The organism is Anabaena sp. TISTR 8404, assembly GCF_056847745.1.
The window spans coordinates 5,054,829-5,071,941 of the sequence record NZ_CP180578.1 but is presented as its reverse complement, the minus strand read 5'-3'; the positions used below and the strand labels follow the sequence as shown (position 1 = coordinate 5,071,941).

The 17,113-nt window shown below is 40.5% G+C and carries 13 protein-coding genes; 6 read left to right on the top strand and 7 right to left on the bottom strand.

What is annotated here, in order from left to right; genetic code table 11:
- Positions 1 to 207 precede the first annotated feature (207 nt).
- The 5 genes from ACMX3D_RS22005 to ACMX3D_RS21985 all read right to left on the bottom strand — a co-directional run bounded on the left by ACMX3D_RS22005 (position 208) and on the right by ACMX3D_RS21985 (position 6,713).
- Positions 208 to 1,533 carry a CO2 hydration protein gene (locus ACMX3D_RS22005; protein ID WP_482747946.1) on the bottom strand — a complete coding sequence of 442 codons (1,326 nt, stop codon included), beginning with the start codon at positions 1,531 to 1,533 and terminating at the stop codon, positions 208 to 210.
- A gap of 27 nt (positions 1,534 to 1,560) precedes the next feature.
- Positions 1,561 to 2,157 carry a CDP-alcohol phosphatidyltransferase family protein gene (locus ACMX3D_RS22000; RefSeq protein ID WP_482747945.1) on the bottom strand — a complete coding sequence of 199 codons (597 nt, stop codon included), beginning with the start codon at positions 2,155 to 2,157 and terminating at the stop codon, positions 1,561 to 1,563.
- Between the two features lie 33 nt (positions 2,158 to 2,190).
- The gene (locus ACMX3D_RS21995; RefSeq protein ID WP_482747944.1) at positions 2,191 to 3,693 is read right to left on the bottom strand and encodes an NADH-quinone oxidoreductase subunit M; all 1,503 of its coding nucleotides are present in this window, start codon (positions 3,691 to 3,693) and stop codon (positions 2,191 to 2,193) included.
- Between the two features lie 290 nt (positions 3,694 to 3,983).
- Positions 3,984 to 5,843 (bottom strand): NAD(P)H-quinone oxidoreductase subunit F, encoded by a 1,860-nt coding sequence (locus tag ACMX3D_RS21990; protein ID WP_482747943.1) that lies wholly within the window; start codon positions 5,841 to 5,843, stop codon positions 3,984 to 3,986.
- Positions 5,844 to 6,206: 363 nt separating this feature from the next.
- The gene (locus ACMX3D_RS21985) at positions 6,207 to 6,713 is read right to left on the bottom strand and encodes a GNAT family N-acetyltransferase (RefSeq protein WP_482747942.1); all 507 of its coding nucleotides are present in this window, start codon (positions 6,711 to 6,713) and stop codon (positions 6,207 to 6,209) included.
- Positions 6,714 to 6,936: 223 nt separating this feature from the next.
- Here ACMX3D_RS21985 and ACMX3D_RS21980 point away from each other — a divergent pair, with 223 nt between their 5' ends.
- A complete protein-coding gene (locus tag ACMX3D_RS21980; protein WP_482747941.1) occupies positions 6,937 to 8,445 on the top strand; it encodes a UbiD family decarboxylase in 1,509 nt (502 codons plus the stop codon).
- A 64-nt stretch (positions 8,446 to 8,509) separates the two neighbouring features.
- Here the strand turns inward: ACMX3D_RS21980 and ACMX3D_RS21975 are convergent, their stop codons facing one another.
- The gene (locus ACMX3D_RS21975) at positions 8,510 to 9,391 is read right to left on the bottom strand and encodes a TauD/TfdA family dioxygenase (protein WP_482747940.1); all 882 of its coding nucleotides are present in this window, start codon (positions 9,389 to 9,391) and stop codon (positions 8,510 to 8,512) included.
- A gap of 227 nt (positions 9,392 to 9,618) precedes the next feature.
- On the opposite strand from ACMX3D_RS21975, the gene ACMX3D_RS21970 reads away from it, so the two are divergent.
- The 3 genes from ACMX3D_RS21970 (at position 9,619) to ACMX3D_RS21960 (ending at position 12,030) form a co-directional block, all read left to right on the top strand.
- Positions 9,619 to 10,158 (top strand): SH3 domain-containing protein, encoded by a 540-nt coding sequence (locus ACMX3D_RS21970; protein WP_482747939.1) that lies wholly within the window; start codon positions 9,619 to 9,621, stop codon positions 10,156 to 10,158.
- Between the two features lie 125 nt (positions 10,159 to 10,283).
- On the top strand, positions 10,284 to 11,105 hold the full coding sequence (locus ACMX3D_RS21965) for a DUF4058 family protein (RefSeq protein WP_482747938.1): 822 nt from the start codon (positions 10,284 to 10,286) through the stop codon (positions 11,103 to 11,105).
- 34 nt (positions 11,106 to 11,139) lie between these two features.
- Positions 11,140 to 12,030: a LysM peptidoglycan-binding domain-containing M23 family metallopeptidase gene (locus tag ACMX3D_RS21960; RefSeq protein ID WP_482747937.1), complete on the top strand. Its 891-nt coding sequence runs from the start codon at positions 11,140 to 11,142 to the stop codon at positions 12,028 to 12,030.
- 43 nt (positions 12,031 to 12,073) lie between these two features.
- On the opposite strand, the gene ACMX3D_RS21955 is transcribed toward ACMX3D_RS21960, so the two are convergent.
- Positions 12,074 to 13,111, bottom strand: a complete 1,038-nt coding sequence (locus ACMX3D_RS21955; RefSeq protein WP_482747936.1) for a cysteine hydrolase family protein — start codon at positions 13,109 to 13,111, stop codon at positions 12,074 to 12,076.
- Between the two features lie 556 nt (positions 13,112 to 13,667).
- Here ACMX3D_RS21955 and ACMX3D_RS21950 point away from each other — a divergent pair.
- Together ACMX3D_RS21950 and ACMX3D_RS21945 are read left to right on the top strand one after the other, a co-directional pair.
- Positions 13,668 to 15,593: a galactose oxidase early set domain-containing protein gene (locus ACMX3D_RS21950; RefSeq protein WP_482747935.1), complete on the top strand. Its 1,926-nt coding sequence runs from the start codon at positions 13,668 to 13,670 to the stop codon at positions 15,591 to 15,593.
- Between the two features lie 82 nt (positions 15,594 to 15,675).
- Positions 15,676 to 17,112, top strand: coding sequence for a Dyp-type peroxidase (locus ACMX3D_RS21945; protein ID WP_482747934.1), 1,437 nt, complete (start codon positions 15,676 to 15,678; stop codon positions 17,110 to 17,112).
- Position 17,113: the final 1 nt, after the last annotated feature.

The following is a 17,113-nucleotide window of genomic DNA, read 5'->3' as shown; positions in this document are numbered from 1 at the left end:
AAACAAGGTGGGACAATGAAGGGCAAATTGGATGAGTACGGTAGTGAATTAGCCTTCATGGTTTAAAGTCATCCAGATGCAACTTTATCCGAATTTGCTATAGCTGTGTCATTTCACTACAAGACAGGCAAACACACTTAATTTACATAAAAAACCTCCCTTGTTCAGAGAGGTGAAGTAATCTAAACGCTGTGGTATAAAAATTAATTATCGATAATTTTGGTTTTGAATACTCCGCAGACGGGCAGCATCACGCATACCATAATCAGCACGAGTAAAGCGATTTAATTGTTGTTCAAAAAACTCACGATTGGCTTGTAAATGTTTAGGATTAGGGTCATCTAAGGGATATAAAAGAGCAGTTCTCAACGCTTGAATAACCGCAGAAGTCACATTGTACATTGACCGTTGGAAACTAATCCCTAACTGAATCAACATATCATCTTCACCACGGCAATATTGTTTGTAGTAATCAACCAAATATTGCGGTAAGAAGTGCAACATATCTTGCATTAATAATGTGGGTGGAATACCAGCAGTTCCTACCGGAAAGACATCGGCGTAGAGAATGCCGTAGTGGAAATCTTTTTGGTCTTCTGGTACTTGACGGGCTTGGGCGTTATATGATTTTGTACCTCTAAAGGGGGCAGTGCGGTAGAACACAGCTTCTACGTATGGTAAAGCTGCTTCGTACAACCAGGTGAAGCCTTTTGATTTGGGGATAATTTCATAGCATTCACCACGAATATAAACATGATGGTAAATTGGACGACCTGCGATCGCAAATATTCCATTCACCAAAAAGTTCATTGCATCGGGTACACCCTTAAACCCGCCTTCATCATAAATGTCGGACATTTCAAAGAATACCGGGGCCATAACTTCCCAGAATAAGCCGAGGTTGGCGTAGTATGACATCTGGCGACACTGTTCCAAAAACATATCGGGAAACAGTTTGTACAGTCCCAGCATTACAGGGTTGCCTTGGAAGTATGCTTTAATTGCCTTGTCAGCGTTGGCTTTGTATTCTTCCGAGTCGAGATAAGCATCAAATTGATTGACTGGCGCATACATATGTCGATGCCAAAGCATTGCCCGCATACAAGCTTCCGCAAATTCCATATTTATGCGATCGTGGAATAAGTGATGCAATAATTTTGGCATTTTAAAGGTTTCACCCTTTTCCATAAATGCCAAAAGTTCAGGATGGGCTGTTGCTTCACCGCGCCAAATTCTTAAATCAGCCGTATCACCAGCATAATGATTATGGAGTTCTAAATACTCTTTGGGTAAGAAGTATTTAGAAAAAGCAAATGGCTCTAAAAATACCCGTTCAGCTATATACAATAAGTCACGCCAGTAAAAATCCATCGGTACAGCGTAAGCTTTATAAATACCGATAATTTGCATCAAATTTTCTGGCGTGTCCGGTAACATTGAACCGCCTGCTTCTAAACGATGAATTACTTCGGCAAATTCATGTCGAGAAGGCGGGAGTTTAGTAGTCACAGATTTTTCAGGAGTCTGTACCATGTTGTTTCCTAGATGTTAAATGTATTTTTAGACAGTAGAAATATCGGTTGTTTGTAATTGCTGATGTATCTTTAAAGCATGAAAAATACTCAAAACATCATGCGTCCAAACTGGCAATATTAATGTCATTGCAATTTCTTCAATGCTGTAAATAGTTCCAGCAATACAAGTTAGCCATAAAGCTATGCCAGCGTAGTTAAATCCAAAAAGCGCGACAATGGCGATAAATAATGTAATTCCCCAAAACTTGGCTGAGTAAGTGTGATAGCTGGCGGGTTTACCATACTTAATTAAATTAACTATCCACCACACCACTTGAGCAAAAATCACCATCAACAAAGGTAGGCGATAAGCTATCAAAATCTCTCGATATCCCAGCCAAGCACTTAAAAATATGCAACTGAAAAGGCAGGTATCAGCCCAGCTATCAGCTTGTCGCAATTTGGCATTGCTAACACCCAACCGCCGGGCAATAATGCCATCAAAGATATCGGAAACAAAAGCAGCGGTAAAACCCACCAAAAACCAAATACTCGTATCACCATCCCAGGAATCCCACAGGAGGAAGGGTGCTATTAAAAAGCGAAATAGTACAAGACCACTGGGAATTAAGGTGAGATTCATGTTTCCTCCTGTATCGGCTGCGTAATTCTCTTGTTACTTCAACGCAACTTGAGAAATTACGGTTTTTTCCGCTGGGGGAATTGTCGCTACCATTGCTGTGGTCGTGGTTTCACTCCAACGCACTAACCAAGTGGGTTGGACTCCTAAAAAGATGATTAAGCCTGCCAAAATTAGTGCTGGCATTTTTTCAGACCACAACACTTTGGGATAGTAGGCTAAGTTGTTGTCGAGTCTACCAAAACAGGTACGGTTAAGCAAGATGACGAAATATACAGCAGTTAAACCACTGGCGACGACACATAATATTGTCGGAATGGGGAAGATAGAAAAACTGCCTTGGAAGACGATAAATTCAGCGATAAATCCTGTTAAACCGGGAATACCAGCACTAGCCATACCACTTAATACAAGTAAGGAACTAATTAAAGGTATGCCACGGATAGGACTCATTAAACCGTTGAGTTTGTCTAACTCGCGTGTGCCAGCTTTGGCTTCAACAACTCCTACTAGATGGAAGAGAATGGCGAGGATGATGCCGTGGCTAAACATTTGGGAAACTGCACCAACTAGGGCGAGGGCGTTACTAGCAGCACTGGCCAGCAAAACATAGCCCATGTGACCGATGGAACTGTATGCTACCATGCGCTTGATATCGTTTTGAGCGATCGCAATTACTGCCCCATAAATCGCACTAATTGCACCCCAAATTGCTAAGGTTGGTGCCACAATACTCCAAGCGTTGGGGAACATCCCCATGCCAAACCGCAATAAACCATAGGTTCCCAGCTTTGCTAATACACCACCTAACAGAATGGCGATGGGTGCGGAAGCTTCAACGTAAGCATCAGGTAGCCAAGTATGGAAGGGAACCAAAGGAATTTTGATACCAAAACCGAGGATGATTCCTGACAACAGCAGTAGTTGTAGTCCAGCAGAGAGGGTTTGAGTAGAGACAGCATCAAAAGCAAAACTGGTAGAACCTGTCAACCACACCATACCCAAGAAGGTGGCTAAAATTAATGCGCCGGAAACCGCAGTGTAAATCAGAAATTTAATCCCGGCATAAGCCCGTTTTTCGCCGCCCCAAATGGAGATTAATAAATAGAAGGGGATTAATTCTAATTCATAGAACAGGAAGAACAAGAGTAAGTTTTCGGCGAGGAAAGCCCCAGCAACGCCACCACTGACTAACAAAATCATTGAATAAAATAGCCGAGGGCGTTCTGTTTCTTTGCTGCTGCTGTAAATAGCAATCCAGGTGAGGAGGCTATTTAAAATCAACATTAATATTGATAGCCCATCTACTCCTAACTGATAGCTTAAACCGAGGGTTTCGTTCCAAGGTAAATACTCTTGAAACTGCATCCCTGGGTTGCTAAGGTCAAATTTCAGTAGGATGAATAAATTCCAAAGAAGAATTAGACCGGATAGGGTGAGGGATACCAAGCGCAGGCGACTTGCTTGGATCGCATTATTAGGCCAAAACCCAATAATTAAGGAAGCGATAATTGGTGCCCAAATTAAAACACTTAGCATGGGATGTTAACCGCAGATGAACGCAGATGATTAGCAGAAAACTAGGGAAGAAACAAGAATTACAAAGCAATATTGACTATTGATCATGGAACATTAAGTCTTAGAGTATGTTTGAAAAGTCTTCTTACTAACATCGGAATCTTAAAAACCTAACCCCCCCTGCCCATTCCCTACAAGGGAATGGGGGTTTCAAAGCCTCTCTCCTCGCAGGAGAGAGGTTTGGAGAGGAGTTTTTAATATACTTATCAACTTTTCAAACATCCTCTTAACCCTTGACCCTTGACCATTGACTAAAAAATCAAATCTAAAAACTGCACACCCCAGTATGGCCATGTAACCCACATTCCTATAAGACCGATTCCTAAGAGGACGGTAAAGGCATAAGTTTGAGTTTGACCGGAGGTACTGTATTTTAGACCTTCTCCACCGAGGAGTGAGAACAACCCCACGAAATTAACGATGCCATCAACTACAAAGCGGTCAACCATATCAGCGAATTTAGCAAGTTGGGCAACGCTGAAAATGATGGTCATACGGTAGATTTTGGGAGTGTAAAAGTCGTAAGCCAACAAGTCTTGCAAACCTTTCCAAGGTAGACGAACTGGTTTAGGAATATTACCGAGATAAATCACGCCAGCAACACTGCAACCAAAGATAGTTGACCAAATCAACAAGAGTGCAACATCTTTATTCATGCTTACCCAGTCGGGAAAAAGTGATAAGCTTTGCAACACTAGGGGCAGATGTAAAACAAAGCCCAGTAGAATCATCATTGGTAATACCATTGGCCAGTGAACTTCAGGCGATCGCTCGCTCATCTGCTTCGGTTTACCAGCAAAAATTAAGCCGAATTCTCTGGTTAAACTAATGGCTGTCAAAGCATTCACCGCTATGACTATCCCAACTAACCAAGGGTGACTATCCCATAACCCATCAGCTAATTCCATCAATGCCCAAAAGCTACCGAGTGGTGGGAAACCAATTAATCCTAATGTGCCGACAATAAAAGCAATTCCAGAGATGGGGCGACGTGACCACAGTCCGCCTAGTTGGGTGACATCTTGAGTAATGCTATTCCAAATAATGCCGCCAGTACTCATCACCAACAAAGCTGCGGCTATGGCATTAGTGAGAACCAACAACAACGCAGCATCATCTTGTTGTGTGCCTACAGCAATGAACACCAAACCCATGTAAGCACTAACAGAATAAGATTGACAGCGTTTGATGTCAATTTGAGCGATCGCAATTAAAGAAGCACCAACTGCTGTTACCGCGCCTATTGCTACCATCACGGTAGAAACCAGAGGTGACAAAGTTAACACAGGTTGCAATTTAATCAGCACCCACGCGCCACTAGCAACTACTACCGAGTTCCGCAAAACCGTACTGGGAACTGGGCCTTCCATTGCCTCATCTAACCACAAATGCAGTGGGAATTGAGCGCATTTGCCCATTGGCCCGGCAATTAATGCTAAACCTACTAAGGTAATTACTGTAGGGTCAACTTCCGCAGTTTTCGCCCATTGGGCTAGTTCGTTATAATCCCATGTTCCTGCTAGAGTCCACAATCCTAAGACCCCAATTAACAAAAACAAGTCTCCTACCCGCTTGGTTAAGAAAGCGTCTCTCGCACCTGTTACTACCAAAGGCTGACTGAACCATAAGCCAACTAAGAGGTAGGTTCCCAAGGTGAGGATTTCCAGGATTACATAACTAAAGAACAAGTTATTACATAAGGCTAGGGCGCATAATCCCGCTTCAAATAAACCTAATAAAGAATAGAAGCGTCCCCAACCCCAATCCATTTCCATGTAGCCAATGGCATAAATCTGCGCCAGCAAATTTAAACCTGTAATTACTACCAATGCGCCTACACTAATTGACGAAATTTCTACAGCAATGGTCAGTTCTAAACCTGCTGTCTTTAGCCAAGGAATAAATACTTCTTGGAGTGGATGATTCCAAGTTGCTTGTAAGGCGATCGCACTATGGGCAAACGCCAAAAATGTCATTACTAAATTTACATAACCTGCGGGCCTTGGCCCAGTATTACGAATGATCCCTGGTGACCAAGGTATGGCTAATAATCCGCCAATTAAGGCATATAAAGGAACTAGCCAAACAGTCTCTAGTAGAAACTGAGCCATGAAATTACCTCTAGATTAAAACAAAACTTAGGGTTATGGAATCAAATCGCTTTGATCCCTCTGCTATCCATTATTGAAAAATGCAAGTTTATATTTGCTTAATTTTGTTAGATTAAGCTTACCGTTATCTGAGGCAAAAGGGAATTAGTTGATTAGATAAATCAGCGATAATTACTCTAATTAATTCTTATATATCTATGGATTGGATTAACTAATACTATCTATTGATTAAAATCTATAGTTAAATCATAGATAAATTCATATAGTAATCATTATTCATATCCTGAGATAGTTGCAATTAATCGTTGAGACTGATAAAGTTCAAATTCTCGCCTGATTTTTCTGAATTTCATACTTCATACTTCAAACTTCACAGTTTTCGCCAATCCGCAGACCCATAATTACTAAATCACGTTCTACCCCATCTAGTTCTGCGACTTGAGGTAAATGTCCCCAATGTTGAAAACCTAATGTTTCAAAAAGTTGCAGACTGGCGTGATTATGGGCAAAAATAAAGCCTAAAAGCGTTTTTAAACCTAAATTAGGGCTTTCAGTAATTGCTAGGGTTAAAAGTTGTCGTCCTAAGCCGCAACGATGAAAAGCTGGCGCAATATAAATACTGATTTCGGCAGTTGAATGGTATGCTGGCCGACCGTAAAAAGATTGAAAACTCAGCCATCCTGCAATTACACCCTGTTGTTCAATTACCCAAAGTGGGCGCTTATTTGGCGATCGCCCACCAAACCATGCACGGCGACTTTCCACAGACACAGGTTCTAAATCAGCAGTGGCGAGGCGGCTAGGAATCGCTGCATTATAAATAGCTACGATCGCAGGTAAATCAGTTTCAGTCGCATGGCGGATAGTCATCGCTGCCGTGTCGGAGAGAATATTGTAGAAAATATTCAAAAATCATACAGTGTTCATCAAAAGAATTCTATGCCTGCTTGACTCAGAGGAAATGAGGAGAACACTTACAAGTGCAGGTTTTTACTCCCCATTCTCAAAAGATGGGATGATAGGGAAGCGAACAATAGCTCATAATATTAAAACAGCGCTTCATACTTCTTAACTATTTAGCTTTATTAGAACAATGGCGAGAGATTTGCGGGGATTCATCAAAATTTTAGAAGAAAGAGGACAATTACGGCGGATTTCAGCCTTGGTTGACCCTGATTTAGAAATTGCGGAGATTTCTAACCAGATGCTGCAAAAAGGTGGGCCGGGGTTGTTGTTTGAAAATGTTAAAGGTGCTTCCTTCCCTGTGGCGGTGAATTTGCTGGGGACTGTGGAAAGAATATGCTGGGCGATGAATATGCAGCATCCCCAAGAGTTAGAAACTCTGGGAAAAAAGCTGAGTATGCTGCAACAGCCAAAACCACCGAAAAAGATTTCCCAAGCGATAGATTTTGGCAAAGTACTGTTTGATGTTCTCAAAGCCAAACCTGGAAGAGATTTTTTCCCAGCTTGTCAGCAAGTGGTCATTCAAGGCGAAGATTTGGATTTAAACACCTTACCGCTAATTCGTCCTTATCCTGGTGATGCTGGCAAGATTATCACGTTGGGGTTGGTAATTACCAAAGATTGTGAAACAGGTACACCGAATGTTGGTGTTTATCGTTTGCAATTGCAATCTAAGAATACAATGACCGTTCACTGGTTATCGGTGCGGGGCGGGGCAAGACACTTGCGCAAAGCTGCTGAACGTGGGAAGAAATTAGAAGTAGCGATCGCACTTGGAGTAGATCCCCTAATTATCATGGCCGCTGCGACACCCATCCCTGTAGATTTATCAGAATGGCTGTTTGCTGGGTTGTATGGCGGTTCTGGTGTACAGTTAGCAAAGTGTAAAACAGTTGATTTAGAAGTTCCCGCTGATTCTGAATTTGTTTTAGAAGGAACCATTACACCAGGGGAAGTTTTACCCGATGGGCCTTTTGGTGACCACATGGGTTATTACGGCGGTGTGGAAGATTCGCCGTTAATTCGTTTTCAATGTATGACGCACCGCAAAGACCCAATTTATTTAACCACATTTAGCGGTCGTCCACCGAAAGAAGAAGCGATGATGGCGATCGCACTTAATCGGATATATACCCCAATTCTGCGACAACAAGTCACAGAAATTGTTGATTTCTTCTTACCAATGGAAGCTTTGAGTTACAAAGCCGCAATTATTTCCATTGATAAAGCATATCCCGGACAAGCGCGAAGGGCAGCTTTAGCTTTTTGGAGTGCTTTACCGCAATTTACTTACACCAAATTTGTCATCGTCGTTGATAAAGATATCAATATCCGCGACCCCCGACAAGTTGTTTGGGCAATAAGTTCTAAAGTTGATCCCACACGCGATGTCTTTATTCTGCCGAATACACCCTTTGATACTTTAGACTTTGCCAGTGAAAAATTAGGTTTAGGCGGACGTATGGGAATTGATGCAACTACCAAAATTCCACCAGAAACAGAACATGAATGGGGTGCGCCACTAGAATCAGATCCTGATGTAGCTGCAATGGTAGAAAGAAGATGGGCAGAATATGGTTTGGCAGACTTACAGTTAGGAGAAGTTGACCCCAACTTGTTTGGCTACGATATGAAATAAGTTTTAGGCACTAACAAATAACTCTGTATTACCCCACCTTATTTTAAAGGTGGGAATTTTTATTTTAGAAAGAAAAAGCTGGCGAACACAACCGAATATAAATATCTCTTTTAGCATCTGTAAAAGCTCTTCTACCGTGCATTATTCGGGTATTATCCACCATTAAAATATCTCCTTTTTGCCAAGTAATATTTGTAGTTAATTCCTCCGCAATTTCATTTAGCTCGACCATAACTTCAGGGGAAATTTCGGAATCATCATCAAACTTTAAAATCTGCGGATTTAACTGCATAGTCGGCAGAAGGCTATTAATAAAAACTTGATATTGTCCACATCTACTAGGAATTATGGCTGGACAAATATACTCAATACGAATCGATTCATTTGGATAAATATAGAGATTCGTATAATTTTGATAACAATTTTCTTTAAGTTCATTAATGTCTTCCGTTTTATATTTCTTCTGCCACTCTTCTTTATTCATCTGCACAGTAAATTTTAATTTCTTGTCCAAAAATAAACTTTTTAGCTCAACACTGAGAGCTTCAAAAAATTGCCTCCCATCACACACAGTTGTTTCACCATGTTCTGATGCAGGGTGAGCGCAGAAAAACCACAACATCAGTGGCATTTTCTTTTGGTAGTACATTTCTCCATGTAGCTTAATATCAAACTGATAATCATTAACACTTAAAATAGTGTTATCGCCATTAATATTCCTTCTATTGAAAGCACCAGCAGCATAATCTAGAAAATCTGTACTAAATAAATGAGTAAATTCTCTAAAAATGTTAGTATCAGTTGCAAATCCTCGAAATAGCAGCACCCCGTAAGATTTAAATAAACTAATAATTTCTTCTTTACTAATTTCTAAAATATTTTGGTCATTACTATTAATAATTTGTTGACCTATTTTTCCTGAGATTGGCTGTTTAGAAAAATTCATATAACTTTACCAAATCCATTATTTATATTGTTGATAGATAAATATCTTAATGAGTAGCTTAACCACCATCAAACTGAGGCAATTGAGTTATGAGTAACTACAGAAATTAAACTAATTGTACCTAATCTGAGCTATGTTGCCACAAAGTTACATTTAACTTATGTAATTAAAAGCTAAGATATAAATAAAGCAGATGTTTTAGTCAGTCTGCTAAAAAGCAACTAAATATGAAGGAAAACACCTATTATTCCCTGCCAAAACTAGTAGTGGGATTAGCGCTTACGAGTATCAGTGTATTTATCAATACTGGAATAGCTGGGCAAATTGTGTTTGCAAAATCAACTAATGTTAATAAATGCGATATTTTCGCCTATGTTACTGACACAGATCCCCAAGGTTTAAATGTAAGGAGTGGTGCAAGTGTTCGTAATAAAATTTTGGGTCAAATATCCATAAACGAAACAGTTCAAATTATTGCTGCTGCTAAAAATTGGGTACAAATTACAAACGCAAGTGATGGTTTTTCTGGCACTGGATGGGTATCTGTAGCAAAATTAGGCTTGTCAACCCGTGGTTATGGTACTAATGGTGTGAATCTTTATGCTAATGCTAATCAAAAAAGCCGAAAAATAGGAAAAGTACCTGCTGATACGACTGTGAAATTATTAGGTTGTCAAGGAGATTGGGCGCAAATAGAATATCAAAGTATCAAGGGTTGGTTAGCTAAAGAAGATCAGTGTGGTGCTGCTCTCACAACTTGTTCATGATATTGCAAGGAATGAAGAAGGCAATTTAAACTAAATTTTTATTGGGGATAAACTGATTTAAAACTATTTAGTTACTATAAGAATTAGTACTCATAATCCAAAAAAATTACGTTCGAGGTAGATAAATGCCTTCTCCATTCCCAGGAATGAACCCTTATTTAGAACATCCTCGTATATGGCCAAGTGTACATCATTTATTAATTAGTGAAATTGCTAGATTTTTATCTCCTCAACTGCGCCCCAAATATCGAGTTGTTGTAGAAGTAAGAATGTACGAATCTAGTTTAGAAAATGCATCATTAGTTGGCATACCTGATGTAGCAATTCAAAGTTCTCAAAGTGTAACTAATAGCAACAATGGTAGTACTAATATAGCAGTTGCAGAACCAGTGACAAAACCAATCAAAGTTAAAATTCCTACACCAGAAGTTATCAAAGAAGGTTATTTAGAGGTGCGAGAAGTTGGTACAGAAAATGTAGTTACTATCATAGAAATTTTATCTCCAACTAACAAGCGCCGAGGAAAAGGCAGGCAAATTTATGAGGAGAAACGGCAAGAAGTACTAGGAAGTAAAACTCATTTGGTAGAAATAGATTTACTACGGACTGGGGAAAAAATGGTATTTTTTGATACTGAGGTTGAAAGCCACTATCGTATTTTAATTTGTCGTGGCGATCGCCGTCCTTATGCTGATTTATATGCGTTTAATCTACAAGATGTAATACCATCTTTTTCCTTACCTTTACGTGTAGGAGATAACGAACCAATTATAGATTTGCAGACATTATTAAACGAGGTGTATGAAATATCAGCTTATGATTTAGTCTTAGATTACAATCAAGCAGCATTTCCACCATTGTCTGAAGCGGACGCAGCTTGGGCGGATGGAATGTTGCAAGCCAAAGGTTTAAGTTCAACAGCCAACAGTCCTGAAATCCCAAATTAAAATCTAAAGTTAGGGTTTCTCTTAACTTAGACTCATGACATTTTCTTATCGTCTGCTTTTGCTGTGTAGCGTAGTCAGTACATTAGGACTAGCATTGTCACTGCCAAACTTAGAAAGCGCTCAGGCGCAAATCGCTAATTGTCCAACTCCGGCTTTAAATCGCTTTCAGCGCCATAAAGTTGTGCGTGGTGAAACATTAGAGAGCATAGCACAACGCTACAATCTTGCTCCTGAAACACTCATTGTTATGAACCCAAATGTGAATAATGGCCGGGTTAGCGTGGGTAGCGAACTGCAAATACCACCCTACAACGGAATTGTTGTGGAAGTACCTAGTGGACAAAGTTGGCGAGAAGTAGCAGCAAAGTATAAAGTTCGTCCTGATGCACTATTTGAAATTAATGGTTGTCAACAAAATCCTAAAATTGTGTTTGTACCAGGGTTGAATTGGTTACCAAATGCGCCGCAAACGACATCTCTTATTCCAGCAACTCCAAACACCCAAACTCGTGCGTCTATCAGTGGCTATCCTTTGCCGAAAGTTGCAACTGCGGGATTAGGTTATGGTTGGCAGATTAATCCTAATAATGGAGAAGTGTTTTTTCACAGTGGTATAGATTTGTTAGCCGCCGTCAGCAGTCCTGTACAGGCGATCGCACCTGGTAGTGTAGTATTTGCACAAGAGCAAGGTAGTTATGGTCAATTGGTGATTATTAACCATAGTGGCGGACTGCAAAGTCGCTATGCTCATCTTGGTACTATCAAGGTTAAGGTCGGTCAGCAAGTAAATACAGGCGATTTATTAGGAACTGTAGGAACGACGGGAGAACCTGCTAGTAAAGAACCACATCTCCACTTTGAAATTCGTTCTAGTTCATCTCAAGGATGGGTAGCACAAGACCCAAAAAGTTATTTGAAGAAGTAAGAAACGCAAAGTGTCGCGGAGGTTAACGCGGAGTCTCGCCAAGTTATATGAAAGTTGAAATTAGTTCGGTTGTTTTAATAATGTGCATCCCTGCTTCTGCAAATCTGAAAAAGGCTGCATCTGCTTGTTCGGTATAGTCTACAACACCTGGAACTACAACTGGCGAAGTGGAATCTTCTAAGAGATAAACTTTTTTGGCAAGGGTTGCATCTACCTGTTTAATTTCTGTTAATAAATCGTCAATTGTCCAAGCAACACAATGGCTTTTTGCTTGACCCCCAATAATCACAGCATCAAATTCTAAAAGTTGTTTGATGAGTTTGATATTCTTCTGTGCAAGTGGACTCTGATCAAAGCCAATCAAAACTTCTGGACGTAATATGGAATAATTTTCGGTTAAGGTATTCTCACCTTTAAGTTCAAATTGGGTCTGACTTTGCCGCGCAATGCAGTGAAAAAATATTGCTTCTTCCACAGAGGAGACTAAAGCATGACCGATTCCACCCAACATAGAATGGTAAGGCCAAATAATTAGCGGGTATTTCCCATCTTGACTTAGCTGTTTAATGTAGTGGTAAGCTTGTTTTTCTAATAATTCATAGTCACCATTAGTAATACTGTTAGCAACTGCGGGGTTAACTTTCCAAATACCTTGTTCAATATCTGATTGAGTAATATTGGTTGCGGCTGGTATGGGATGTTCTCCGTTAGCATTTACCCAAAAAATCGGGTGAAAAATTTGCATTGCTGTATGAGTATCTAATGTAGGAATAATTGTTGTAATTGTTCCTAAGTTACGATAAATAAATTCACACAATCTGCGGTTATCATCTACTGCCGCAGTGCCAGATTTCCCACCGACAAATAATTCAAATCCAGGAATACAAAAGGTATTTTGAACATCAATTAAAAGTAAACAAATACGAGTTTTGTCTGACGCTGATGGTTGAATATTATGTTGCTTTGCCCATGTTTCGGCGGCGGCTGCACATTCTTGGTAGGGTACGCGCCAGACTTCGCCTACTTTATCGGGGTTGAAGTGTGGGGGAATGGGTAGTTCGTTGGTAATGGTTGTATTCATAATTTAGCTGGTAGTAGTTGCGATCGCCTCTATTAATCAGAGCAAACTCAGTAAATTTCATGATTGCTACTCTATTAACGGCAATTTCATTGAGAATTGCTGTACTTTTCTGTTAATTTTTGTAATTTTTGTTTTACTCAGCTTTTCAGGAAATGGCTAATAAGGTATTTTCGGATCATCAAGCAAGTATCTTGTTTTCTTGCGTATTTTAACTGTAGTAGATAGCTTGTTCAAGAAATAGAAAAGTTGATGTAAACTTCCCCTGCGATTATAGCGATCGCGTGGGTTGTAAGCATTGCATTGTTGATTAAAGCCTAGAGCATCGATTCAGTAATCAAAAACCTAACCCCCCAGCCCCCTTCCCTACTAGGGAAGGGGGAGCCAAACTCCCCTCTCCTCGTAGGAGAGGGGTAGGGGGAGAGGTTCTTCCAGCATTACTGAATTGGTGTTCTAGACATAGCTTTTCCAGAAATATTAAGAGGTGATTCGATGAACATTTCGTAATCTACACCTGTTCTACGACAATGTTTCTTTATTTTTTACAGAGAATAAATCCGTGAAGAAAAGACTAGCAATTCTAGTAATTCTGCTGTGTTTTGTAGGATTACTCATCAATCCAGGATTAGCCATAGCTCAGACAGATCCCAATTCACCCAAAGAAAAAGGTCAATGGGAAACAGTTCCCTTCCGCATCGATGGGATACAAGCTGTTCATACAGCGCTGTTGCCTAATGGCAAGGTACTAATTGTCAATGGCAGCAGCAATCGTAACACTTTGACTACAGATAACACATTTGTCGATGGAGTCAACGGCAGCGATCCACAAGTAATTAATAACTCAGCCATTTTTAATCCTGAAGATGGTACATTCAAACGCATTTCGTCCCCTCTATCTGTGCAGAATGGGCAAAGCAACGATCCTTTTTGTTCGGGACACATACATCTAGAAAATGGGAATGTTCTGTTTATTAGTGGCTCGAATCGTTACTACCCAGGTGAACTATTTGAAGGCTCGAAACAGACCAACGTGTTCGACTGGAAAACTGAAAGCTGGTCAACATTCGGTTCATTGAGAGAAGGACGTTGGTATCCTAGTCCGATAACTCTAGCTGATGGCAAAATTGTTATTTTCTCTGGGCTTAAATATGGTAAACCTGGTCAGATTACGCCCACCATTGAAATTTACGACCCCATAGATAACAAATTTCACTATATTGATCTGACCTATGTAAAAAACAGCCCATTCAATACTAAGGTTTCCACTGATACTTATGACACTATCGATGTTTATCCCCGTGTCTTTCCCACTGCTGATGGCAAATTATTCATCTCAGGTGATGGGGCTGGTAAATTCCCTCTGGAAGTTCATAAGAGCATCAAGAGCTATTTGATGTCTGTGAACAAAGATAGTACAGGAAAATATACAGTTAGTTTTGAACCAGGCCCCGACAGAAAAGCCATATCAAAAGTTTACGGAACTGGGCTATTAGATCCCAATAACGAAGGAGATGTTTTGCTCATTGGAGGCATATTAGGCACTAATGACATTAACGCTGGTAGGCCTTATCTAGGGAAGTCCAAAGAAGAACTAGAGAAAGAGGGAATCTCAATTGCTGCCAGCTTAGAACGTTGGGTTGCTCCACAACATACTGATCAGCCGAATGGTGAATGGAAAATTGTGGAGAACTTTTTGGATAAGCCTCGTGCGATGAATTTGGCCGTGATTCTGCCTACGAAAGAAATCTTGACCATTAATGGTGGTCAATTTGCAGAATACAACCCGGTCTATGAGCCATTACTAATGACTGCTAATAATATGTCTCCAGGTGGTTATCAAACCACTCCGATGAATCCTGCTAAGTTTCCCAGGTTGTATCATAATGGCGCTCTTTTGTTACCAGATGCGCGTGTGTTAAGCATTGGTGGTAATCCTAGCCGTGCCGCTAGACTAGAAAATGGCGCAGTGCGGGTTGATGTCCTACCAGACCCCAAAGAGTATTACAAAATCCCGACATTGAGAGATAAATCAGGGAATGTTCAAGTATTTTCTGTAGAAAAGTATTACCAAGATCCTCAACATTACTTTGCAGAAGGCGACCCATTACCCTTCGTCCCCGCTGAAATTTGGCAAGCAGAAATCTTTAGTCCACCTTATCTGTTCAAAGATGGCCCTCGTCCAGTAATCACAACAACTGAACCACTCACATTGACATACGATACATCCAGCACAATTACAGTCCAGGATGGTACTGCTGGCGGATCTGTGGTGCTAATCAAACTGGGTACGGTAACTCACGCTTTTGATTATGGTCAACGGCTGGCAAATTTGGAAATCACACAAGACCTCTCAAATACTAACTCTGCGCTCAGCTTTAAAGCACCGAAAAACGCCAACCTTTACCCACCTGGGTATTACATGCTGTTTTATGTCAATAACGCTGGCTTTCCTTCCAAGGCCAAAATAGTCAATCTCAAAGCGTGAGCGATCGCATCTTATCTCTACTGTTGCTGTTATGGAATACGGCAACAGTACTATCCAACCCTCAAAAAAGAAGCTCAATATCATGGCACTCACAGAAGAAGAATTGCAAGAAATCCCAGCAGAAGGAATTGACCCGACAAATCCTGGTAAATATGCGACTTTGCTGAGCGATTTACAAGGTAATATCCTTAAAGGTCATGGACGAGACTATGCTGTGCATCTATTTGTGCAATTTAAACCTGATCAAACAAATGCACTCAAGCAATGGATTAAAAATTTTGCTCCTCAGGTGACATCTGCGCAAAAGCAGTCAAACGAAGCTCAAATTTACAGAACCAACAAACTCAAAGGCATTACTACAGAAAGCGATCCATTTATCAATTTCTTGTTAACGTGTAAAGGTTATGAAGCTTTAGGATTTGCACCATATCAAATCCCTGGCAATGAACCTTTTCGCTTTGGCATGAAAAATAATAGTATCAAAAATCTGTTACGTGATCCTGCCGTTGAAGATTGGGAGCCAGGTTTTCAGCAAGAAATTCATGCCTTATTAATAATAGCTAATGATAATTTGGTGGAATTACTACAAACAGCTAACCAAATTACGCAAGAACTTTATTTATTCGCGCAAGTTGTTCATCGAGAAGATGGTTTTGTCCTCAGAAATGAAACTCAAGAACCTATTGAACACTTTGGCTTTGCTGATGGGGTTAGCCAACCATTATTTTTGAAGCAAGATGTGAGAAAAGCCGACCTGCGTGATAGCTTTGCAAATTGGGATCCACGAGCGCCTTTAAGTCTCATTTTGGCTCAAGATCCCAACGGTAAATTAGAGGATAGCTACGGTAGTTATTTAGTTTATCGCAAACTCGAACAAGATGTTCCAGCCTTTTTGAGTGCTGAACAACTTTTGGCAGAAAAGCTAAATATAGATAGGGAATTAGCTGGTGCTTTGATTATGGGTCGTTTTCGGGATGGTACACCAGTTACACTCTCGGATATACCTGCAACAATCACTAATGACTTTAACTATAGCTCAGATGTGACGGCAACCAAATGTCCGTTCCACGCTCACATCCGTAAATCTAATCCTAGAGGAGATACAGGCCGTGTGGTATCTTCTGGTGTAACGGAAGAGCAGGCTCTAGAGACAGAAAAAAATCATCGAATTGCTCGGCGTGGCATCAATTTTGGAGCTTGTGACCACACTCAAGCCGAAAGCACAGGTTCGGGTTTGTTGTTCTCGTGTTTTCAAGCTGATATTACCAATCAGTTCAATTTTATCCAAGCTTCCTGGTCTAATATCAATAACTTTGTTCAGGTCAATGTCGGCCCTGATCCTGTTATTGGTCAAACTGTACCAGATGCAGAAAGAAAGCAAAAATGGCCGCTCAAATGGGGGGAATCAGAAACAACTGATCAATTTGACTTTCAACTTTGGGTACACATGAAAGGTGGCGAATACTTCTTTGCACCTAGCATTAGTTTTCTTAAGGAACTGACTCCAAATCAAGAGTAAT